This window comes from Pseudomonas khavaziana (genome assembly GCF_019145205.1).
Classification (GTDB): Bacteria; Pseudomonadota; Gammaproteobacteria; order Pseudomonadales; family Pseudomonadaceae; genus Aquipseudomonas; species Aquipseudomonas khavaziana.
The window spans coordinates 319,820-343,343 of record NZ_JAHSTT010000001.1 but is presented as its reverse complement, the minus strand read 5'-3'; the positions used below and the strand labels follow the sequence as shown (position 1 = coordinate 343,343).

The 23,524-nt window shown below is 61.6% G+C and carries 8 protein-coding genes; 4 read left to right on the top strand and 4 right to left on the bottom strand.

Going from position 1 to position 23,524, the window contains the following annotated elements; all coding sequences use genetic code 11:
• Positions 1-9: 9 nt before the first annotated feature.
• The 4 genes from KVH01_RS01420 to KVH01_RS01405 all read right to left on the bottom strand — a co-directional run bounded on the left by KVH01_RS01420 (position 10) and on the right by KVH01_RS01405 (position 13,859).
• The gene (locus KVH01_RS01420) at positions 10-5,187 is read right to left on the bottom strand and encodes a dermonecrotic toxin domain-containing protein (protein WP_217880199.1); all 5,178 of its coding nucleotides are present in this window, start codon (positions 5,185-5,187) and stop codon (positions 10-12) included.
• 169 nt (positions 5,188-5,356) lie between these two features.
• Positions 5,357-7,315: a M3 family metallopeptidase gene (locus KVH01_RS01415; RefSeq protein ID WP_217880198.1), complete on the bottom strand. Its 1,959-nt coding sequence runs from the start codon at positions 7,313-7,315 to the stop codon at positions 5,357-5,359.
• A gap of 145 nt (positions 7,316-7,460) precedes the next feature.
• On the bottom strand, positions 7,461-8,882 hold the full coding sequence (locus KVH01_RS01410) for an amino acid permease (RefSeq protein ID WP_043050126.1): 1,422 nt from the start codon (positions 8,880-8,882) through the stop codon (positions 7,461-7,463).
• Between the two features lie 351 nt (positions 8,883-9,233).
• A complete protein-coding gene (locus KVH01_RS01405; protein ID WP_217880197.1) occupies positions 9,234-13,859 on the bottom strand; it encodes a hypothetical protein in 4,626 nt (1,541 codons plus the stop codon).
• Between the two features lie 221 nt (positions 13,860-14,080).
• Between KVH01_RS01405 and KVH01_RS01400 the strand changes: the two genes are divergently transcribed.
• From KVH01_RS01400 to KVH01_RS01385, 4 genes are all read left to right on the top strand, one after another.
• Positions 14,081-18,907: a dermonecrotic toxin domain-containing protein gene (locus KVH01_RS01400; RefSeq protein ID WP_217880196.1), complete on the top strand. Its 4,827-nt coding sequence runs from the start codon at positions 14,081-14,083 to the stop codon at positions 18,905-18,907.
• Between the two features lie 64 nt (positions 18,908-18,971).
• Positions 18,972-22,064, top strand: coding sequence for a transglycosylase domain-containing protein (locus KVH01_RS01395; RefSeq protein ID WP_217880195.1), 3,093 nt, complete (start codon positions 18,972-18,974; stop codon positions 22,062-22,064).
• Between the two features lie 174 nt (positions 22,065-22,238).
• A complete protein-coding gene (locus KVH01_RS01390) occupies positions 22,239-22,760 on the top strand; it encodes a PadR family transcriptional regulator (RefSeq protein ID WP_217880194.1) in 522 nt (173 codons plus the stop codon).
• On the top strand, positions 22,757-23,524 hold the full coding sequence (locus KVH01_RS01385; RefSeq protein WP_217880193.1) for a siderophore-interacting protein: 768 nt from the start codon (positions 22,757-22,759) through the stop codon (positions 23,522-23,524). The genes KVH01_RS01390 and KVH01_RS01385 overlap by 4 nt, the downstream gene beginning before the upstream one ends.

Here is a 23,524-nt window from a genome sequence, read left to right as displayed (position 1 = left end):
GATTACGACTCAGGGCGAATTGCTGGTTAAGCCGATGGGTATGGCTTTTCGACGTCCCACCAGTGCAATCAAATAGGCTACGGAGTCGGCGTTGTTAAGCACGGTGACGACGCGTTTGAGCGCATCGGTCCGGAAAACACGTCGAGCATCGCTCAGGGTTTGCGTACCCGTCGCGGCGAGCAGTCGATTGAGCACCGGCGCCGTTGACGTGCCCTGGGCCGGATCAGTTTTGAGGCCGGTGGCGATATCCACAACCTGGAACAATTCATGGATCGGAGTCTTGAGCGACAGTCGTGACAACTGGCGGTTTTCCAACACCGTTTTAGTGCTATTGCCGTCAGGCACCTGAGGGTCGATCAAGTCATGGAAGGGATGGGTGGAATGCACATAAGCCAGGTCCAGGGTGCCGCACACATGATGAGAGACCTCATGTATGAGGGTAGTGGCACGCGCGTGAACATTGACATAGAAGGGTTTTATCAACAGATGACTGTATTTTAAGCCCGGGCTGAAAAACGCCTCGGTCAAGTACAGCAACTGAAGGGGATCGGGGACAATCGTGAAGGCCAGCACCTTGTAGGCACCTGTGAGCGCGGGCATTCTCGAGCGGCCAATGACAAATCGCTTCGAAGACGGTGAGGTCAGCGAGGGCTCGATCAACGCATTGCACACCTTGTCGACAACCTCGCGGATTTTTTCCAGATGCAGGGCTTCGAGGGTCTGCAAGCCAAAGAACATTTTGATCTGTTCGGCCACGTCAGGCACCGCAAGGGGCGTTTGCTGTAGCAGGCGCAGGTTCTCCTCGGCGTTCTTCGCATAGAACGTCGCCATTGCCAGCGCCTCAGTGATCATCAGTGATTCTTGAGCGTAAAGCGCGCGAATATCGCGCATGCCGATGGCCAATATATTCATACTTGGCCGGGCAAATGGCTCTGAGTAAAAGCGATTGGTCAATCGCGCAACCGCTCTGCGGCCGGTCAGCAACGGGTCGCTGCTACTGAGCATCCACTGTTGTCGTGTGTTGCTGTGCACCAAGGGGCCGACTTCGGCGTCACCGGTTATGTGCCAGTCCAGGCCGAGCTTGATAACCCGGTAGACTTTCCCTGCCACGGCGGCGTAGTCGTGATTGGAAGCGGACCGGTACAGGTTGAGCGCGGTGTCTTTGACCAGGCTGGCCAAGGTTGGCTCAAGGACTTCAAAACCTTGTAGCCGGGTGCGGCGCGCGGCGGTTATATCCAGCGCGGGCCAGGACGCCACAGCCGTTGCCGGGGTTGCAAACGCCGGTCTGGGCGCGGGCGTCGGCGGGCTGCCGCTCTCAGGCACCCAGGGGCTGGAGCGCCGCAGGCCCGCGATCAGGGCAACCCCCGCGATGAACTGCCCAAGCGCCTCATGCCAGTTCTGGCTTTGCAGCTCATCGGCGCTGGCTTTGAACAGTTTATAGCTCTGCCAGACGATCAAGGGATACGCCAGCTTTGCGGGCAGGAACACGCTGGCAGCCTGCACGCCCTCTGCAAACACAGCCTTGACCGTATCCCAGGCGGTCTGCGCGTCGGCTTTGTTCTGACAGCCGAGCAAGCGTACCAGCAGCTCGGTATTATCGATGAACAGCTGTTTGAACAGCGGCATGTGGATGGCGTTGTAAGCCAGTCTCACCGATTTTCCTTTCAGGGCGGCTGTCAGCGCGTCCTGGTCGACTGCCTGGGCCACCTGCAAAACCCAGCTATTCAAGGCGCCTGGTGACGTCAGTTCAGCAACCAGCTCGGCCTCATGCGGGTATTCCTTGAGGGTATGACCGGGGCTGTAAGGCGCATAGAGCACTTGAGGCGTCTTGCCGGCACCGGTACGACCGATCAAGTAGACTCCAGGCACCTTGAGGGTTTTCGTGCCGGCATCGATCAGCAACTGCAGGGGACAGATCATGGCGTCGGCACCTGCCACGGTCGCCCGGGCGATTGCATCCGGCATATCCATGACCTGCTGGATAAGCCCGAAGGCCGTCGGTGAAAGCTGGCCTTGCAACGTCAGGCTGTGAGCGTATTGCATCAATTGCCAAGGCAACTGCTTGGCGAACCGCGTTGAGCGTTGCGCAAAATCCGCACTGGCAGAGCCCAGACAGGACTCGATGTAAGCCTGATAAGCCGCGTTGACCTTCAGCGCCTGAATCCGAGTCTTCAATGTGCGCGCATCCAGGGTGTCAGGCAACGGCGTTGTTCCGGTACCGGCGAAGAACGGCACCTCATCCTTCCAATACGATTGATGACTCAGTGCATACCCCAGCAGCGACTGATTGCGGGCTGGCGTGTCGCCCTGGGCCGGCAGACCCACTTCGATTTCATCAGGGGTGACGCTGCTGCGGTCGTACAGCGTTGTCAGCAAAGCAATGAGCTTCTTGCGCGTGAACTGAGCCAGCGAGTCGATCCCATGCAGGTAATCCTGGTTGTCATTGACATTGTTTCGATACTGCTCCAGCAGTTCGGCATAGAGCTGTTGATCGACAGCACTGGCGTGGCCCAACCACTGCAGGCCATGTTGCACGATCATGGACTGGGCCATCTCCATGGCCCGCTGCACATTGGTGGGCGCCAGGCTTTGCGTGACTTGAACCTGCCATAGCTTGTGCAACTGCTGGACCGACAGCTGCATCGACAGGATGTGTGCCAGTTCAAGGTCTTTTTGTTGGGCATGGGTTCGTTGCACGTGCTCAACAAGGTTGTCTTCGATCAGTTCAAGGGTACTGAGCGCATAGGTCGGGTAGGTCTGCCAGTCCGGTCGAGCCAGGTTTTCCAGGAAAACCTGGCGTTCGACCGGATCTGCCAGGCGTTGATCCACTGAAGCTTTGAACTGACTTAGTGAACCGAAACCTTCCAGCCCCAATGCGGGCGTCCATAGCAGCATGCGCCCCGAATATTGAGGGTCCAGCCCACCACGCTCGGTCAACACGAAACAGTTCTTGAGGGCGTGCGAGGTCGCTTGCCCGATGATCGCTACCTTCAAGTAAAACGCATCAGGACGAAACCCGTTGACACTCAGGCGCAGGTCCCTGGCGTAGATACCCAGCACGCTAGAGAGCACTTCGTAGTCGATAGGTAACACAGCGTTGTTCCAAAGCCTGAGTTGCATTTCTGCGATCAGGCCCATCTCCATGGCTTTTTTCAGCACCGGCTCCATATTGGGGTAAAGGCTGTGGGTCCGACGTAGATACTGGGTAAAACCGCCCATGGCCGTTTCGATCAGATGATTGAAGGTCTTGACCTCCAGGCCCGGGATCTTGCTGGCGGTTTTGTCTGGCGCGGTCGAATAGAACTGGGTGTCCGGCGAGTCGGTGAGTGGGCCCGCCTCGCCACATAAGCGCGCCAGGAAATGCTCGACCATGCTGCTCGATGACAATAGCTGAGGTTGTCCGGTGGCACTCGAGGGGCGGCTGTAATACCGCACCGACAGGCACGCAGCCTGCAGCTGCGCAAGCTTGAGGCTGTGCAGTCTGGTATTCAGATAAGTAATGGCCGAGCGTTCCAGCGAGGGCCGCGACGATCGTTGCTGCTCGATTTCGGCAGCGACGTTTTCGAGCAAATGCACCGTGGTGCGCATCGCCAGGAGCGTTGGTGGAATCCTCGGTTGCAGCGCACTCGCCGTCCAGCTGGCCGCCAACTGTGTACTCCAGCGCCCCATGGGTTCGAGGGTCAATAGTGCTGGATCAACCATGCCGCGCACATCCAGCACATGGTCGACCAGCGCGTCGAGGTCCAGGGTGCCCTGGCTCAGGCGATACTGGTCCAGCGCATATCCAAGGTTGCGTCCTTGCTTTTGAATGATGCCTTCCAGGAGGCTTTGGAAAATGCTCCCGGTGATGGGCGCGCGGGTAATGTCACTGGTTTGCAGGTCGACTTCGCTGCAGCGCTCCTGCCTGGACAGATAGTTTCTCCAGGCGGTGGGATGCTGCTGGGGGTTCAGGTGACCGAGAAGGTGGGCTTTGAGTGAGTCCAGCTCGGTAAACGTCTGTAAGCCCATGTGGGGACTATAGAGCAGCCAGAGCGATGCCTCGCCGCTTTTGTCATCGCGGATAATCAAAGTGCTGGCCAGCTCGGTCGAGGGCTGTCGCGGCCCCTCCAGCAGAGCTTTATCGACCGCCAGGGCGGGGGCGATGATGATCGCGCCAGGGTCGGCCTTGAGCGGCAGCGCCTGCAGTTGCAGACGCTGCCCAGGCGAAATGATGCCTTGCTGTTGCTGGTCCAGCAGGACGGTGAGAAACCCATGGAACATCGCTTGGATAAACAACTGCTGTCGCGTCATTCCGGTCGAAGCCGGTTGCTGCCAGAACAACTTGGGCTGCTGCAGCATGTATGCGCTGAGCCCCCGGGCCAGCCCTTGGATTGAGGTTTCCCAACGCAACTGATCATCGGCGTCCTGAGTCAATCGCTGGGGGTTGGAGTAATGGCGGGTTTCTCCCCTTGGCCAGCCGTCGGCGACGAAATACATCAACACGGTTTCATGCAGGGAACGCATGGTGGTGTGTCGGGACGCTGGCGTAGCGGTGCCACCCGAGGAGCTGGAAGTATCGACGAGGGTGCTCTGCACTTGAGTCTGGCGCTGGTCGATACCTGCGAAGGACTGGGCCATTTGTGCGGCGATGTATTCATCCAGCAAAGACGTGAAACTGGGCAGCTTGAGCAGTTCCTCGCGCATCAGGCGGGCATTTTCAAGCCGGTTGTTGGCAAGGGTCGCTTGCTGTGCTTCGAAGACAGCCCCAGCCACGGTTTGGGTGGAAATACTCAGACTCGTCTCCGACGCCAGCTGCGCTTGCTGGGCAATGGACAGGTAATCAAGCAACGGTTGGCGCTGCACGGGATCCTTCAGCCAGGTTGCCAATTGGGTATTGAGTGCCCGATGGCTTTCCAGCTTTTCCAGGCCTCGAGCAGGGGTGTAGAGAAATACCCCTGCGCCTGGGGCGGGGCTCATGACAAACGCGCCCGCCAGTTCAATCGGCTGTTTATCGGGCACGCTCAGGTGCAGGGTGTGCACCTGCATCGGCGCTTTTTGTGCCTGGCGCAAGGCATCAGTGGCCAGATAGACAGTGTCGAGCCAGTCGAGGTCCTGGAGCGTGAAGTGGCGCGTGCTTTGGCGCTCGGTCAGTTGTGTACGGTCGGTTTGGGTTTCGCGGAAAAAATACGGAAGGTTATCGCTAGCCATCAAGTGCGCTCCATGCAGGCCTGGCTGCTGGATGAACAGCCATGAGTGATCCGGGAGGATCACTCTGGCAGTTCAGGCTTGCGCCGATGCGCTATATATACAACGAAGCGTCATGCCTCGGAGTGCTCGGCGCAGGAGTCGCCTTCACCCCGAAAAAGCGCCAGTGACTTTAACAATGTGCCGGTGTCCCTTGAGTGATGAACGCTTCACGAAAGGCTTTCCCGGTCTCGGGGTTGAACAGCCCGTCACGCTCGAACCGCTCAAATGCCTGCCTGGCCAGGACACCCGACCACCTGTAGGAGTAGGCGTTGGCTCCATAGTCGATAAGTTGTTCAAAGCTATTGAGTGGACGAGCGCCAGCCGGCCATTGCAAATGCCCGACTTGCGCGTTGCATTGGCTGAAAACCTCATGGGGTGTGCGTCCGTCACCGTGAGTGCGGTGCAACTCGAAGTCGACCAGGCTTGTGAGCAAAACCCTGGCGGTTTCCTGACTGGTCTGGGTGTGAATCAACCGGCTGATTCTGGTGGCCATGTCGTCAGGCAACGGTTCTCCCGTCTGGAAATGGTTCGAGAGCCAGATCAGGAACGAGGGTGTAAAGCAGAACTGCTCCAAGACCTGGCTGACGAACTCCGACGCATCCCGGCTCAGTTGATCAATACTGGAGATCGTCCGATAAGGCGCCGAGGTCAACAGGTGCTGCAGGCAGTGGCCGAACTCGTGTAGCAAGACCCGCAGCTGTAAATGATCCATCAAGCAAGGATGGGTCGTGATCGGGGCCGGCATTTGGGTACGCAGCACCGCCACGGGCAGTTTTGGTCGTCCTTCAGCCGTCATTCGGTGGCTTCGTAGACTGGATGTGAAGCCAAACCCCGCCGCCTCACTGCGCCGATAAGGGTCAATGAACAAATACCCGATCGGTTCTGCGTACTCTCTGAGCTCAAATACCCGCACATCCGGGTGCCAGGTATCGACCGTGGCCTGTTCGATCAAATCGACGCCGAACAGGGTCTTGGCGAACGCGCATAGCCTTTGCAGTACCCACTCAAACGGGAAGTAGTTGCCCACGGTTTGCTGGGAGATGCCCGCCAGATCCTGACGGATTTTTTCCGCGAAATAGTCGTGGTCCCAGGGCTCCAGCACATCGATACCGCGTTGCGCGGCATAGTTTTGCAGTTGCTGTGCCTCGTGGGTAAACGTTGTGCGTGCCAGGTCGATCTGTTGGTGAATAAATACGCTGACCTGCTCCGTCGTGCCTGCCATCTGCTCCACCAGTGCCAGTTGAGCGAAATTGGCATAACCCAGCAGTTGCGCTTTCTGGTGACGACTATAGAGCAGCGCTGTCAGCACCTGTTCATTGTCATCGGCGATCGCCTCCGGGTCGCTGTTCACTGCACGGCTGTAGTACGCGAGCATGATTTCCTTACGCAAGCCTCGATGATCGGCGTAAGTCATCACCTCGCGAAAGGACTGCTCCGACAGGGTCAATAACCAGCCTTGCAGACCGGCCGCCGTAGCCGCACTCGCCATGCGTGCCTGAGCTGAATCAGGCAGTCCGCTCAACACTGACGCGTCCAGGATATGCTTGCGCCATGCATCGTTTGCGTTTTTCACGCGGTCCAGGAATGCCTGGCTGAAGACGTCGATGTCTTGGTTCAACGCACTGAGCTGCAGCTGCTTTTCCGGTGACAGCTCAAGGCCGGCCACGCTGTACTTGCGCAGTTTTTTTTGCAGCGCGCTTTGGCGTTGCTCACTGAACAGCGCGGCTATAGGGCTGGCGGCCAGTTGTCGGTGAAGCCGATACAGGTCGCCATTGCCTGCCAGCTCGGCTTTGTACTGTGTTGCCATCGCTTGACTACGCGTTGATGCCTGCTGCCAGGCCAAACCTTGGGGGACGGAGTCAAGCAGGGTGAGGACGTGCACAAAACCATCCAGGCGCGCTTCCAGTTCATCCACGGCCAGCACCAGGTCATCCCAGGTGGGAAAGGCTGCCTGACTGGCAATAATCGAAGCGGTGACACTGCGGCACTCGCTGATGATCTGTTGAATGGCGGGCACCAGGTGGTGCGCCTGGATCGCTGAAAACGGCGGCCAATCATTGGGCAGCAGCAGGGGATTAGTGTCGGGCATGGGGTCACTCTTTGAAAAATGGCAGTCGGAACAGCCAGCCTAAAGAGTGAATAACCGCAGGGAGGAATAGATAGGTAGGGGCACCGACACGCAAATGTGACGCCCCTAAGGCGCTACATTTGCGTGCACAGGCGCGCTCAGTGGCTCATGGCTGCTTGAGCGCCGCTCCATCACCAGCGTTGGTCGGCTGCAACCTGAACACGTAGAACAACACCGTCAGCAGCACCAGGAACACCGGGCCCACGTACAGCGCAATGCGGGTGTCCGGGAAGTACGCCATCAGGCCCACCACCAGCACCAGGAACGCCAGGGCCAGGTAGGAACTGACCGGGTAAAGCCACATGCGGTATTTCAGGGCTTTCTGTTCGGCCGGGCTCAGGCCCTTACGGAACTTGAGCTGGGCCAGCAGGATCATCACCCAGGTCCAGATCGCGCCGAAGGTGGCGATCGAGGTCACCCAGACAAAGACTTTTTCCGGCACCAGGTAGTTGAGCAGTACCCCCAGCAGCAAGGCAAAGATCGACAGCAGCAAGGCCTTGCGCGGTACGCCGTTACTGGAGGTGGTGCCGAAGGTCGCCGGCGCCTGGCCGTTCTGCGCCAGGCTGTAGAGCATGCGCCCGGTGCTGAAGATGCCACCGTTGCAGGAGGACAGCGCGGCGGTGATCACCACGAAGTTGATGATGCCGGCGGCGGTCTTGATGCCCAGGCGCTCGAAGGTCATCACGAAGGGGCTGCCCTGGGTGCCGATTTCGTTCCACGGGTAGATCGACAGGATCACGAACAAAGCGCCCACATAGAACAGCAGGATGCGCCAGAACACCGAGCCGATGGCATTCGGGATGGTCTTCTGCGGGTTCTTCGCTTCACCGGCGGTGAGGCCGATCATCTCCACGCCCAGATAGGCGAACATCACCATTTGCAGGGACATCAGCACGCCCTGCACGCCATTGGGCAGGAAACCGCCGTGGGCCCAAAGGTTGGAAATACCCAGTGCCACGCCGTCATTGCCGAAGCCGAAGGCGATGATGCCGACGCCGCCGATCACCATGGCAATGATGGTGACGATCTTGATCAACGCGAACCAGAACTCGAACTCACCGAAAGCCTTGACCGCGATCAGGTTGATCGTGCCCATGCTGATCAGTGCCGCCAGGGCCCAGATCCAGCGTGGCGTATCGGGGAACCACACGCCCATGTACACGGCGACGGCGGTGATTTCCGCGACGCAGGTCACCAGCCACAGGAACCAGTAGTTCCAACCGGTGAGAAAGCCCGCCAACGGGCCGAGGTAGTCCTGGGCATAACGGCTGAACGAGCCGGCGACGGGGTTGTGCACCGCCATTTCGCCGAGGGCGCGCATGATCACCAGGATCGCCAGGCCGCCAATGATGTAGGAGAGCATGATCGCCGGGCCGGCCATTTCGATGGCCTTGGCCGAGCCGAGGAACAGGCCGACACCGATGCAGGCGCCAAGGGCCATCAGGCGAATATGCCGTTCACCGAGTTCACGTTTGAGCGGGCCGCCTTGAGCGGTCTCGCCATGGGGCAGTGGGTTGCCGACTGGCATAAGGGTACAACCTCATTTTGTTATTGGATTAGCCACTGAGCCTCAAGCGTATCGGCGGATGGCCTGATACACCGGCTGGGACCGGGCCTGCCTTGTGGACAGACCCGCCTGGCCGTAGGAACCGGGCAGGTCAGCGGGCGTGCAGTATAAAAAGCTACCGACAGGGCTTTTCACTCTATAAACAGCAAAATTTGGCGATAAGCCCCGTAAAAACCGCTTTCGACGGCGGCAGCTGCAAGCGTCTAGATCGGCCTTCACGGCGCAAAACGGCGGGAATTATTACATAACTTGTCTGCATCCGGGGGCATGTGTCCGCGCCGTTGGCGAGCCAGCTGCCATCAGTCGCCAGGGCTAATCCACACTGAAAAACAAGCGCCTGGCCAGCGCCCGCGAAATGCTTGCCCGGTCAATCTCCAGAGTCTGGCGCACCCGTCCGGCCTGACCGGTACGGATACGCGCAAAAGCTTGGGCCTCGACCTCGGCCTGGGCCTGGCGCCCCAGGCGCTCCTGCTCGGGGCTCTTGAGGTGCGCGGCGGTGTAGTGGTCGTCCGGCCCCTGACTGCGTTCATAGTGAAAGTGGGCATAGCACAAGGGGTGTTTGGAATGGGCATCCACCACTGTGTACACCTGCAGGAAATCCTGGGCTTTGCCCTGAAGCGGCACGCGAGCTCCCTGGCGAAGAATGTTCACCTCGTCGAGTTGTTTCAGAAAGGCCACGTCCTCTACGCTGTCCAGTTTGAGTTTGCTGGCCCGGACCCGTGCCTGCACCCCGGCAGCCTCAAGGCGCAACGCCGCTGCCCGCAACTCACCTTCCCGAGTCCTGGCATTGCCTTGCTGTACGACCGACAAGCGGGAAAGGTCCAGGTCACGCAGTTTGCCGGCGATACTGTCGGCCACCCAGCGTCGGCTGGTCGCCTGCTCGTCCAGCAACGCTTGCAGGGAAGATGGGGTACAGGTCGCGGCCAGTGCTTGTACCTTGAGAATTGCCTTGTCGACATCTCGCAGCAGGCGCTGACCCTTGTTCATCAACGCGCCCAATTGCGGATCTGCGGCGGGGCCCCGGGCCGGTGGTTCCACAGGTTCCCAGACACCGTCTGCCGCCTCGGTGAAGGTGGCGATCACATTGTCCTTGGCGTCCACCAGTTCTGCCGTCTCGGCACCACCGCCCTGGGCACGAGCCTTGAAGCGCGCCACATACACATCACGATTGCGCGTACGAATGATCTTTTTCTGCCGTGCGCCGGTCGCCACCGGGGCGCTGGTGCTTGGCGCATCCGCTGCCAGCAGCCCGGCCAGTTCTTCCTCCACCTGCTGGCGCAGACCGCGCAGCAGCGCCTGGAGTTTTTGCAGGTAGGGCAAGTCAAAGCTCTCCGGTGTCATGGCGCGCCAGAACTCAATGCGATCGTCAGTGAAGGCGTACACCTGACTGAAGCTTTTGAGCAATTCGATCCGTTCCTCGCGGGTCACGGCCAGTTGTTCCAGATCCGCCAGGGAGCGGCTGGCACACCGGGCCCGGTTCATCACCTGGTTCAAGCCCTGATAGAACTCATCTTCCAGCGGCGGGCCGCCGGCGTCGATGCTCAGGCCCCACAGGGAAGTCATCTGCAAGGTCTTGAGGTCTACATTCGACGGTCGCGCGGGCAACTGCGCCACCAGCGCGGCGGCTTTATCACGCCCCAGGCGCGGCACATTGCGCAGTTGGTGCATGGCGTTGATTTCCAGGGTACGCCACTCAATCGCCGACTCCTGTACCACCACCAATTCGCCCATGCGCGCCTGGAGTCGGGTGTGGGCCTGATGGTTGATATCGGACTCCGCCTCCTCCGCACTCTCGCTCTCCAACAGCGTCAACAACGGCCTGACCTGCGCATTGATCCGCAGCATGTGCTCACGGGCGTGGGCGTCCAGAAGTTGCAGGGCCAGGATCAGCGATTCCAGCACTTCGCAAAGATCCTCTTCGTAGTGGGGCCGCGGCTTGATCTCCCGCAGGCGCATCAGCAGTTGCAGCTCGTGCTGGGACAGGCGCACCTTGTTCTGGACTTCCGTGCGGTAGCGCTCGCGGACCTGGGCCAGTTGTTCATCACTGAGGTGAGTGGCCTGACGCATCAGCCTCCCTGCGACTTCCATGGCTGCCTGGGAGCGTATGCGTGCCTGGCTTGCGTCAAGGTACTCGCGCTCAAGCGTGGGCAGTGAAGCCAGCGCCGTCTGTTGCGCGGCTTGAATCACGCTATCGGCATTGCCGCCATCCAGATAGAGGCGCAAATCAAAATCCCAGCGCCCCTCGCCCAGTGCTTCGAGCCGGGGACCGAGGGTGGCGCCATCGGCACTGATCACCCGCACGCGGCCTTGTTCAGCCTGGACCCGGTACAAATGCCCGCGCACCAGGGCCTGCCACTGGGCCGGCATGTGCGTGGTATCACGCAGCAGGCCCCTCCAGCGACCGCCTTGTTCTGCGTTGGGCAGGAACTCGGGCCACGGCTCGGCGAACACCTTGAGGCTCAGGGTGCGCAGCCGCGCCTGCTGGGAATCGGTCAAGGTCGCGCGGGCATTGGCCCAGCCGGCGGCGGCGCGGAAGGTCGCGGGCGTCGGGATCTGCGTCGGCACTGGCTGCCCTGGAATCACTTCGGGTTGCGCCAAGGGGGCGAACAGTGGATGTTCCAGTGCAACCTGCTGTCGTGGATCGTGAGGGGCGCCCTGATGGGCGAGAATCAGCGTCAGGTTCATCAATACATCCATGATCGCCGCGCTCTGCACCTGCTTATCGCCGCTGCCCAGCCCCTGGACATCCTGTTGCAGGCTGTCCATCAGTTGCAGCAGCCACCCGCCCAGCATCCATGGTCCCCGTGCGAACGGCAGCACGGCGCCGAACAGCAACCAGCCGGCCTGTTTCAAACTGGCCCAGCGTTGCTCGGTATTGGACACCGACTGCCGGTCGGCCAGGGCCACCAGGGCCTTGGCGGTCGCGTTGAACACCTGGCTGGTCGGCCCCTCGGCACTGATCTGTTTGGCGAGCTGCGCTGGCGCGGGTTTTTCATACCGGGTGAATTCATCGCCCGCCAGAAAGCGGCGGACATGCGGTTCTTCAAACCCGCCTTGGGCGTAGACCGCCCGGCGCCCAGGGGCGATCCAGGTCAGTACGCTGTCCTGCAACGGGCCTGGGGCCTTGATCGCAGCGAACAAAGCATCTATCGAGGCAAACTCCAGCAACATCGGTTCCAGCAATGGCCGGTATAGCAGGTGCACGCCGGTCTGCAGCCGTCGCGGTCCGATGATGAAGTGGTTGGCAATCACATCCGCGGCAGCATCTGCCGTGGCCTTAAATGCCAGCGGCCACAACGCCATCGCTTGGCCGTCTACCTGGCGGTCCGCGGTCTTGGCTTGCAACACGGCATGTACACGCTTGAAGCCTTGCTGGGTCAGGCCGTGCTCGCCCTTGATCTTCAATTCCAGCGCCAGCATCGGCAGTTGCACGCGTAGTTGGCGCCTGAACATCTGCAAACGGCGGGCGGTCTCCTGCGGGTCATCCACCAGTTTCTGTTTGAGCAGATCCGGGTAGGCCTGGCCGACATTGGCGCGGGCGACACAGCTCTTGAGCAGGTTGTATGTCAACCATACCGGGGCCTGCGCATTGTCGAGGGTGATCAAGGAGGGGGTGGAGGGGAATCCGGCCAGGTTCTCCAGGGCCAATTCGGTGAGGGTAACGGTCACAGGGTCAACCTCCCCTGCGATGAAGCCCCCCTGCACCGGCACTGCGGCGGCGACTACGCGATTGAACGTCAGACGGATATTGCCGGGGCGTACTTCCTGGGCACTGGACTCACGCCTCAAGCACGCTTGCAGGGCGTTGTCGGCAAACTGCTGGATCGAGCCGATACCCTCGAGAAAATGCGCGCCGGCACTGTCCTGGCGCGCCAGCACCCAGGCCTGGAGCAACCGCGCATAGGCAGTGCTGTCGGCATCGCCGGCCTGGGTCAGCCACAGTGGCATGACGTTGCGCAGGCTGCGCTGCAACGCGCTGGGGCGGGGCACAAACCAGCGGCGGGCATCGGTGATGTAATCGAGCAGCGCCTGATGTTGCCCGGGTGCCAGGGCAATGCTGCGGTCGATGCGGTCGATGTCACGCAGTTGCTGCGCCAGGTAACTCGCCGCCAAGGCATCGAACGGATCGCCCTCGACATCGGCGGCAAACCAGTGGGTCGGCGCGCCAGGCGTCGGCGCATAGGCCGCCAGCCACTTGGCGACATCCTCCAGGCGCGTCAAGGGGTGCAGCCCATTGGCCGGGCTGAACAGCACATGCTGCGCCCCATGGCTGAGGACCAGCAATGGCAGCATCTGCGCCCCATCGTTCGTCTCTGGTTCGCCGCACAGGTACAGGGCCTGTACGCGCACCGCATCACCGTGCAGGTTCCACTGCGGATCGGGCCGAGCGGGGCGCAGCAAGTGCCTGGGGAATACGCTGGCAAAACGTTGCGCAGTGAATCCAGGTGGCGGCGGGGACTCGTACAACAACGCCAGCAGGTCATCCGACACATAGCCCCAACGCGTCATGTTCACCGGCAAGGCTTCTCGCCACCAGGCTTGCAGGTGTTGGGCATAGGCCCCCAGTAGCAGCGTTGCGCAGCGATTGATCAGGACTTCCAGCTGTGCCAGGGGCGGGCCACCGGGCACGAACACCTCGCGCTGGCGCTGCACAACCACCTGATAACCCGGCACCAGCAGCAGTGGCTTGGCCGCGGCCAGGCGCTGCAGTAAACAATCGACCAGGGCCTGATAGGCCAGGGCACCATTGCTCTCGCCCGGTGTGCCGATATAGAGCCGCTCGGCTTGCCAGGTCGCTGCCCCGAAGTGTTGGTCCAGGTCAGCCTGGGCACTTTGCTGCGCGACCGTACGCAACGACGGCGGCGGGTGCAGCAAGGTGTGAATTTGTTCGATAGCCGCCTGGCGTGACGATGCCGGGACGGGGCCGAGGGTAGTCATGATGAGCGCTCTCCATACGGTCAAACCCGCAACCCTACGCCCTGCCCTGCGCCCCATTGCCGTAGACAATTACCGCCGTCGATGCCGCGCTGCGACTGGCCCGCTGAGGTAGTTAATTACCCTCCGGCCAGGCATGGCGCTCCGTAGTGTGGGCCGATCGTTTTCTTCGACAACTGTGCAACGGCCCGCACGAATCACCCACACTACGGAAAACCCTGAATATGTCCGCACTCCCGCCCCCTACCCATGAAGAGCTGCTGCGCCAACTCAGCCTGTGCACCAGCAGCTTGCAGAGCCTGCTTGATTGCCAGCCCCTGTTCGCCACGCAACTGAGCGCCGCCTTGCGCCAGGAACTGGGCGAACTGTCGCCCGACCAGCCTCTGAACCCTGATGCGCTGTACTTGAATGAATACACCTACGACAGCCCTTCGCAGGTGCCGCGTATCACGCGTTCGCGCAACCTGACCCAGGTCGTGCAAGCGGCCGTTGTCACCGGCGCCGCACCCACCCTGCTCGCCAAGGCGACGCCAGCCGCGCCCGACGGCCCGGCCATGGGCTTCTACCACGACGCGTTGAGCGCAGGCACAGACGGCGAGTTTGCCACCCTTGAAGTAGCGGCCCTGAATGCGCTGGTCGATGACCTGCGCCAGAACAGCCTGCTGGCTTATCAACGCAGGCTCCAGGATTTCTGGTCGGGGTTGCACCCTCTCACTGGCGGGCTCAGTGTCCAGGATGCCGTAAGTCAACAGCTACGCGACTTGCTGCGTATTGAAGCAGACCTGAAACTGCTCAGCGCGCGCCAGGCCAAGCACCCGGACCTGATGCTGTTGACCGAAGGCCGGCAATTGATCGAGAACCTGGTACTGCATGAAACCTCGGGCGCCGCGACCCCGCCGCGGGCGGTCAGCCTCACCCTGCATGACCCACAGACACCCACGTGGTCGGTGCCGCTTAACGGGGTGTTCATCCTCAGCGAACAATTGCACTCGACGCTGCCGGCAGTGCTGTACACCCCGCAATATGGTGGTGAAACCTTCAAGAACTTTTTTACCCTGCAAAACACTTTGAGCAGGCGCCTGGTCAGTGGCACGAGCAAAAGCCTGCTGTTGGCCAACGTGCCAGGCAGCGAACGCGAGCGCGCCAGCGAAGTCTTGAAAAGCGGGCAAAACCTGCGTTTTACCCCAATCAACGGGCCGGTGTTCAGCCACTGCCTGCACGCCCAGCGCGACCAGCAACAGGCGGATATCGCCCACACCTTTGGTACCACTCACACCACGTTCGAGGCACTGGCCACCCGATTGCACTCCCACTTGGCGCTGCCGCTGTCGGGCAACCAGGCGCTGCTGGAGCACCTGCCCGCAGCACGCGACCCGGTGGCGCAAATCGTCACTCCCCACACCGCGCCCGACAGTGAGCAGCAAAAGCACCTGATCCGCCTCTGGGACTCCCTCAACGAACAAATCGGCTACCTGCTGGACAAGGACAAACACCCAGCGTTGGAGGGCGCGCTATCGACTCTGCTTGAGGAAACCTTCACCCAACTGCCCACCGACGCCCGCCTGGACGCCTTATATGTCAACCGCTACCGCATCGACAGTGCAGGCACCCGCCGATTGGAGCTCTCCCAGACTCTGCGCGAAGCGCTATTGAGACGCCTGCCCACGGACATCATGCAGGACGACACCGCGGATGCGACGCTCGCCCAAGCCGTGTTCCCCAGCCCCAGTAGGGTGGCCGAGACCGAGCAAGTGGCCTGGAACGGTACCCTGCAAGAACTGGCCGAAACCCTGCGCAGGCGCTTGCCGGCGCAGATCACCGCGTATTGGCACAGTCCCTTGGGGCCAGGCTTGAGCTGCCCGCAAATCAAGCTCAACGACCTTTACCGTCAATGCCTGGACGTGCAAGCGCGCCTGCGTTTTATCGACACCACCCTAAGCCCCGCCGCCAAGCTGCTGATCGAGCGCGTACTGGGCCATACCAACCAGGCCCGGCGCGAGGCGCGCTTCAGCCACGGCCAACGCCCCGGGGTGTATCAACTCACGGTCGATAACGGCAGTGCTCAGGGCCAACGCCTGGCCGGGTGCTTCGTAGTGACCCCCAGCGACGCCAGCCTGGCAACCCTGCCCCACTGGCCCAATGGGCACAAGAACCTGAGTACCCAAGGCACCGGCGGCAGTACGGTGCATGGGCCGGTGGTGCTGTTCTCCCCGGTCCAGGGGCTTGAAGAGTTCGCGACGTTGCAGACGTTGCACGATGGGCTGACCGCCCGCCTCGACGCCGGCGAGGAAGCGGGCAGACTGCTCGCCTGCACCCTGCCGATCGCCCAGGCCCAATCGCTCGATGGGCTTTGGGGGATGCACCTGAGCAAGGTGTTCAGGCCGATTGAGGGCGACTTCATCGCCGACGCCGTGCAGAGCCTGCTGGACAAACAGCTCGATGATATCCAGACCCTCCTGGGCCAGGCCGAACACTGGCACGAGGCCGACTTCAAGCCTGGGTGTGACCCCGGCAGCGCCGAACACAATGGCCGTGCCGAACTGGCGGAACTGCTGGACACCGCCGCCGCGTTCATGGCGCGCAATCAGCTGCTGCTGGATGAGCATCGGCCAGACTGGGAAAAACGCCTCAGCCCGACCAACAAAGCCCGCCTGCACAGCCACGCCCAAGCGGCCCTGGAGAAACAGCAGGTGCTGGCGCAACAGTGGAAAGTCGTACCTGCCCTGAGCGAATACGCCAAGCAACAGGTGATGGTCAAGATCAATGCGCTACCGGCCATGAAAGCGTTGGCCGCCAGCCTCAAGGCCGGATGCCCGGTGCCTGAGGCAGACCCGGACCTGACAATGGTCATCCGTACTGAACGGGTACGCATCAGCGCCGGCAGTGGCTTTGGTTCGGGCCATGAAAGCGTCGGCGACATCGAGCGCATGAGCCTGACGCAGTTACTCCTGAGAAACACCAAGCCCTGGGAAAAAAGCCTCACCTGGAGTGCCGACGACAAGCTCGAAACCACGCTCACCAACACCGCGGGCCGGTGGCTGCGCGATGGTCGCGGCAAACCCATCACCCTGGCGAAGGACGTGCTGGAGCAATGGCTCAAGGAGCTGAATATCGGCCCGCGCTACATCGAAAACGTACTCCAGCAACACCTCTATCCGCAGCCCATGACGCGCCAGGCCCAAGCATTGAAAGACACGTGGATGGCCGCCCAGCAAGCTACCTTGAGTTACGCCGCGCTATTGGCCGAGCTGAACCCGGATGCCTACAGCACGCCGCTGGCCAGTGACAACGCGCAAAAGAAAGGCGCCGCCTGGGTTGCCGCGGTACTGGCTGCCCCCGCTGCGCAAAACCGCCAACCCGTAGACGGCCAAAGCGTGATCGCCGCCGCCCTGATGTTCAACGCCGCCAGTGATGCCCCCGAAGGACGCGGCGGGCAAACGGTGAACGGGGTGCTGCTGATCGGCACTGCGGTCGAGGAGCCGGTCGTGATGTATACCCCGGACGCTCCGGACGGGCAGTTGCTCAGGGAGGTCCAGAACGAGGCCGAGCTGGCAAGGCTGAGCCAGGCCCCGGCCTGGCAGACCTACCTCAAGGCCCGGCTACCGACCGATGCGCGCCTGCTGAATCCGCGATTCGCCCCCCATACCGGTGATTTCCTCGCCGGGCTGTATCGCCAGCACCACCAGCACCTGGCCTACCGGGCCGACGAGCAGACACTGAGCAATGAGGAACTGGAGAGCCAGTCCACCTTCAACAAGGTGATGTACGGCGTCGAGTTCGCCCTGACCGCACTGGGCGCATTCCCAGGGGCGGGTCACTACGCGGCATCGACGGTTAAATGGCTGGCCCGAGTGGGCGGCCTGACGCTGCAAACCCTGCGCAAACTGGGGCGCAACATCCCCGGGCTGATTGTGCGGCATGGCTTTGCCGGAAGGGTGATGGTCGAGATGGCGAATGCTGGCGCGCCCGTTGCCGGCGCGGCGCGCAGTGCCGGTATCAGCCTGCGGCCACTGCCACTGGTGCTCGGTTCGAGCCCACGCGGTACAAGGTCGATGAGCCAGGCCATTCTGCCGGGCTATCAGCGTGAGTTCCAACGCCAGAGCGCCAGCCTGGCAGTGCCCGGAGGCATTCCCACAAGCGCCTCCCTGGCCGAAGGCAGTGCCATTTATCGGACCGCAGGCTCGCCCTCGACCTTGCTGGTGCGCGGCACTCACGCCTCGGGTGATGAGGTTGTACTGCGCATCCAGGACTCGTTCAACCTCTACGATCCCGATGGCGTAGTCGCACGGGTGCTGACTCCCTCGGGTGCCAGTACGCCGTTTCGCCTGCGCCGGATGGCGGGGACGCAGCGCTGGGCGTTGGACACCCTGGAGCGCCTGCCCGGCGGTGCCCCCAAGACCAGCCAGGAAGTGGATGAAGCGCTCAGGCAGTGGCAAGTGTACGTCGCAACCACCCTGGCCCAGGCCCCGGGGCAAGCACCGGCCCTGACGCCTGCGGTGTTTTTTGCCGAACGCGGTATCCCGTTCAACACGTGGAGCCAACACGTAAAGCAGAGCGGAGAACTCACGGCGCGGGGTATCGAGCGGCTCACATTCGAAGCCAAGCCTTTCAACGATGCGACCTTCATGCGATGGGTGGATGCACCCAACAAGACGCCACAAAGCGCACAGTTGTTCAGGCAGGAAAACAGCGTGAAGCTTTCAGTATGGGAAACGTACGTTCAGCCCGATGGTGCACTGACCATCCGGGGCCTGGCCAGGCAATCAAAAATACTCAATACGCGCATCACCGGAAAAGCCAACCGACGTATCACTGACCAGCACTTGAAAGCCTGGTACGAGAAAGCCCGCGACCCGGCCAATCGCAACAGAATCGCCCTTGAGCGATTCGCCATCGAAAACGATATTCATCTGGCCTCCTGGTACCGATACGTACGCTTTGATGGCAGCTTCAAGGAAGACGCGTTCCTGGTGCGGCGGCTCAAACGCTTGAACATCCCGGTAGCCGAGGTATCCGAGCCGCTGCCGGGGCCCTCCACAGCGCCCGTCTGAACCGCCAATCTACGTCTACGCTTGAGACAGGTCCGATCAATCTGCACGCATGGATCAATCGACTATGGGCGCTCTGTGGCAAACCGATCCGAGCAAGGCTGAAGTCAACAACGACAGCCCGTCCACCGCGCCTTTGTCGAAAAACAAACCGCCGCCTCGCCTCTGGCGACGGTTGGGCTGGCTGATTGTGTTGATGGTCGTAGTCGCCGCCGGTTATGCCGCACTACGGGAAATGCGTAGCGCCCACTGGCAAGCCCGCTTGTTCAGCCAGTGGGCGAGCGATCTGACCTACAGCGTCGGCCCCGGCGCCAGCGACGCCATGGTGTATCCCGGCGCCGGTCCCTTTGACCAGCGCCTGGGCTACAGCGCCCTGGACGAGTTCCTGCCGCGCCTGCTCAAGCGCAACTACGTGATCGCATCCCAGGCGCGCTTCTCCGAGGCGCTGATGAATTACAGCCGCCATGGGCTATTTATTCCCTACGCCGAGAAACTCCAGGCCGGGTTGGCAATCACCGATTGCCGCGCCATGCCGCTGTATCAGTTCAGCTACCCGCCACAGTTATATGCACATTTCACCGACGTACCGCCGCTGCTGGTGCACAGCCTGTTATTCATCGAAAACCGCGAACTGCTGGACCCCGACCCGGCCCAGGCCAACCCGGCCGTGGATTGGCCGCGCTTTGCCAAGGCGGCCTGGTCGCAAGTCGCCCGCCAGTTGCACTTGCCCGGGCAGGCGGCCGGCGGCAGTACCTTGGCGACCCAGCTGGAAAAGTACCGCCACTCACCCGAGGGCCTGACCCTATCGGGCAGCGAGAAAATCCGCCAGATGCTGTCCGCCAGCGTGCGCGCCTACCAGCATGGCCCCGACACCCTGGTCGCCCGGCAGAACGTGGTGCGCGACTACCTCAACAGCGTGCCGCTGTCGGCGGTGCCCGGCCATGGCGAAGTGCATGGCATGGCCGAAGGGCTGCGGGTGTGGTACGGCGCCGATTTTGCCCAGGTCAACCGGGCGCTGGCGGACACTGGCCAGTCTGCGGCCAGCCTCGCCGCACGGGGCTTGGCCTTGCGCCAGGTACTGTCGTTGATGATTGCCCAGCGCCGGCCTTCCCATTACCTGATCAAGGGCCGCGACGAGCTGGCCCAGTTGACCGACAGCCACCTTCGATTGCTGGCTCATCATCAGATCATTGATGCAGCGCTAACCAAGGCGGCGCTGGCAGCCCAGGTCAGTTTCCGTGACTGGCAACAGCAACCGACGTTGCAACGGGTCGACAGCAACAAAGGCATCAGCGTGGCGCGCAGCCAATTGGCCGGCCTGCTCAACCGCCCGCTGTACGACCTGGATCGCCTTGACCTGGCCGCCACCAGTACCTTGCAAGGCCCCTTGCAGAACCAGCTCACCGACTACCTCAAGCAACTCGCCGACCCGACCAACGCCGCCAAGCTCGGCCTGCTCGGTGAACGCTTGCTCAGCCCCGCCAGCACCGCGCAGGTGCGCTACAGTTTTACCCTGTTCGAGCGCACCACCGACGGTGCGCGGGTGCGGGTGCAGACCGACAACACCGACCAGCCTTTCGATATCAACGAGGGCAGCAAGCTCGAACTGGGTTCCACCGCCAAGCTGCGGGTGCTCACCACCTACCTGCAGATCATCGCCGAGCTGCACGAGAAGTACGCCGCACTGGCCCCGGCCGCCCTGAAGAAACTCGACATCGCCGAGCAGGACCGCATCAGCCGCTGGGCCGTCGACTACCTGATCCAGGCCGCGGATAAATCCCTGGCAAACATGCTCGATGCCGCCCTCGACCGCACCTACTCGGCCAGCCCCTACGAAGGTTTTTTCACCGGTGGCGGCCTGCATCACTTCCATAATTTTCGCAATGAAGACAACCACCGCAATCCGACCTTGCGTGACGCCCTGCGCGAGTCGATCAACCTGCCCTTCATCCGCTTGATGCGCGATCTGGTGCGCTTCACCACCTACTCTGGCGCCAACAACAGCGCCGCACTGCTCAAGGACGACAGCGACCCGCGCCGTCAGGAATACCTCGCCGGTTTTGCTGACCGTGAAGGTACGACCTACCTGCGCAAGTTCTGGAAGAAGTACCAGAAGAAAGATACCCAGGCGCGCCTCGATACCTTTCTCGACGGCCTGCGCCCCACCCCCATGCGCCTGGCCGCCGTGCACCGCTACCTGTTGCCCGACGCCAGCCAGGACAGCTTCAACCGGTTCGTGCGTGCGCACCTGACCGGAACCAAGACGAATGAAAAACTCAGTGACGAACGCCTGCAAAAACTCTATCGAGATTATGGCCCCGGGGCCTATGACCTGCCGGACCAAGGCTATATCGCCAAGGTTCACCCGCTGGACCTGTGGCTGGTGGGCTACCTGCTCAACCATCCCGAAGCGACGTTCAGTGAGGTGGTCAAGGCCAGTCAGTTCGAACGCCAGGAGGTTTATAGCTGGTTGTTCAAGAGCCGCCATCAGAGCGCCCGTGACAGTCGCATCCGCACCATGCTTGAGGTCGAAGCCTTCCTGGAGATCCACCAGCGCTGGCAGGCCGTCGGCTACCCCTTCGACCATCTGGTGCCATCCCTGGCCAGCGCCATCGGCAGTTCCGGCGACCGTCCGGCGGCCCTGGCCGAATTGATGGGGATCATCCTCAACGACGGCGTGCGTCTACCGGTACTGCGCATCGACAGCCTGCACTTCGGCGCCGGCACGCCCTATGACACCCGCCTGGTCAACGACCCCAACCGCAGCAAGCGCGTGATGCCGTTGGAAGTGGCCCAGGCCCTGCGCGGTGCCCTGTCCCAGGTGGTAGACGCCGGCACCGCCAAACGCGTGGCCGGCAGTTTCAAACTGGCCGATGGCACGCCCCTGGCCATGGGCGGCAAGACCGGCACCGGCGACAACCGCATCGAAGCCATCGGCGCCGGTGGGCGGATACTCAGTTCCAAGGCAATCAACCGCACCGCCACCTTTGTGTTCTTTATCGGCGACCGTCACTTCGGCACCCTCACCGCGTTCGTACCCGGCAGCTCGGCCCAAGGCTTCACCTTTACCTCGGCATTGCCGGTGCAAGTGCTCAAGGGTATGGCGCCAATGCTGGTGCCATATCTGGAAGCAACGGGGAAGGCACTGTGTCACCGGTGATCAAGCGGGCCTCTGTGCATCGAAGATAATGGACGTGCCCGGCTTCCGCGATCACGCCAGCAACTGATCCTCCACCCGCCCTCCTGCCACTTGAGCGACCATCAGTCGCTCAAGCTTGCCAAGATTAAAGATATATCTTAAGTTCTATCTTAACCAAGACGGAGAACTTAAAAGATGAGAGAACACCTTCCTCACGATGGCCGTGACGGCTTCGATAAACGCCCCGGCCGCGGTCCACGCGTATTCGCACCGGGCGACTTGAAACTGCTGCTGCCGGCGCTGATCGCCGAGCAGCCTTGCCATGGCTACGACTTGATTCGCCGAATCGAAAGCCTGTTCGATGGCGCCTATACCCCAAGCCCGGGCGTGATCTACCCGACCCTGACCTTCCTTGAAGAAAGCGAATTGATCAGCGGTGACGCCGAAGGCGGAAAAAAACACTACACAATCACCGACGCCGGTCGTTTCTTCTTAAGCGAACAGTCGGTTGCCCTCCAAGGCATTCGCATGCGCATGGAAGTGAGCAAGCGCTCACTGCGTGGCCACGACCGCCCGCCGGAAATCCACGAGGCGGTGCACAACCTGCGTCACGCCCTGCATTCGCACCATGGGCGCTGGAGCCCGGAAGAAATCGTTCGTGTCGCGGCGCTGCTTAACGGCACCGCCCAAGCCATTGTCGACGGGAAAGACCAATGAACACTCAAGCCATCCATCGCGTTACCCACGAAATCAAACGCCGCCGCCTGCAAGTCCTGCGGGTGGTCGACCTCACGCCGCGCATGCGTCGCATCACCTTGGGCGGTCCTGAGTTGGCCGGTTTTGTCAGCCTGGGCAGCGACGACCACATCAAGCTGTTGTTCCCGCAGAACGCCGCCGAACAAGCCGCACTGGAAAGCCCGACGTTCACTATCAAAGGCGACGGGCCGCAACCGGCCATGCGCGATTACACGCCACGACGTTACGATTTGAGCATCGGTGAACTGGATATCGACTTCGTGCTGCACGGCGACGGCCCCGCGTCCACCTGGGCCGAGCAGGCGCAGGTCGGCCAGCACCTGTATATCGGCGGGCCGCGGGGCTCGATGATCGTGCCGGATATCTTCGACAGCTACCTGTTGATTGGCGATGAAACCGCCATCCCGGCCATCGCGCGGCGCCTGGAAGAACTGCCGGCGGGTCGCAAGGTGCTGGCGGTGATAGAAATCGCCGACGCGGCGGAACAGCAAGTGCTGGAGAGCGCTGCGGATGTTAAGACTATTTGGGTGGTGCGCGGCCAGGAAGACCTGCTCGATGTAGTACGCAATCTGACGCCGCCTGGCGGCACGCTGTACAGCTTCGTCGCAACCGAAACCAAGCTGTCACGCCAGATACGGCGCGTGCTGCTGGATACGCACAAGGTCAACGAGGAATTCTTGAAGGCTGTGGGCTACTGGCGGGCCGAGGGTAGCGAAGAAGAATAA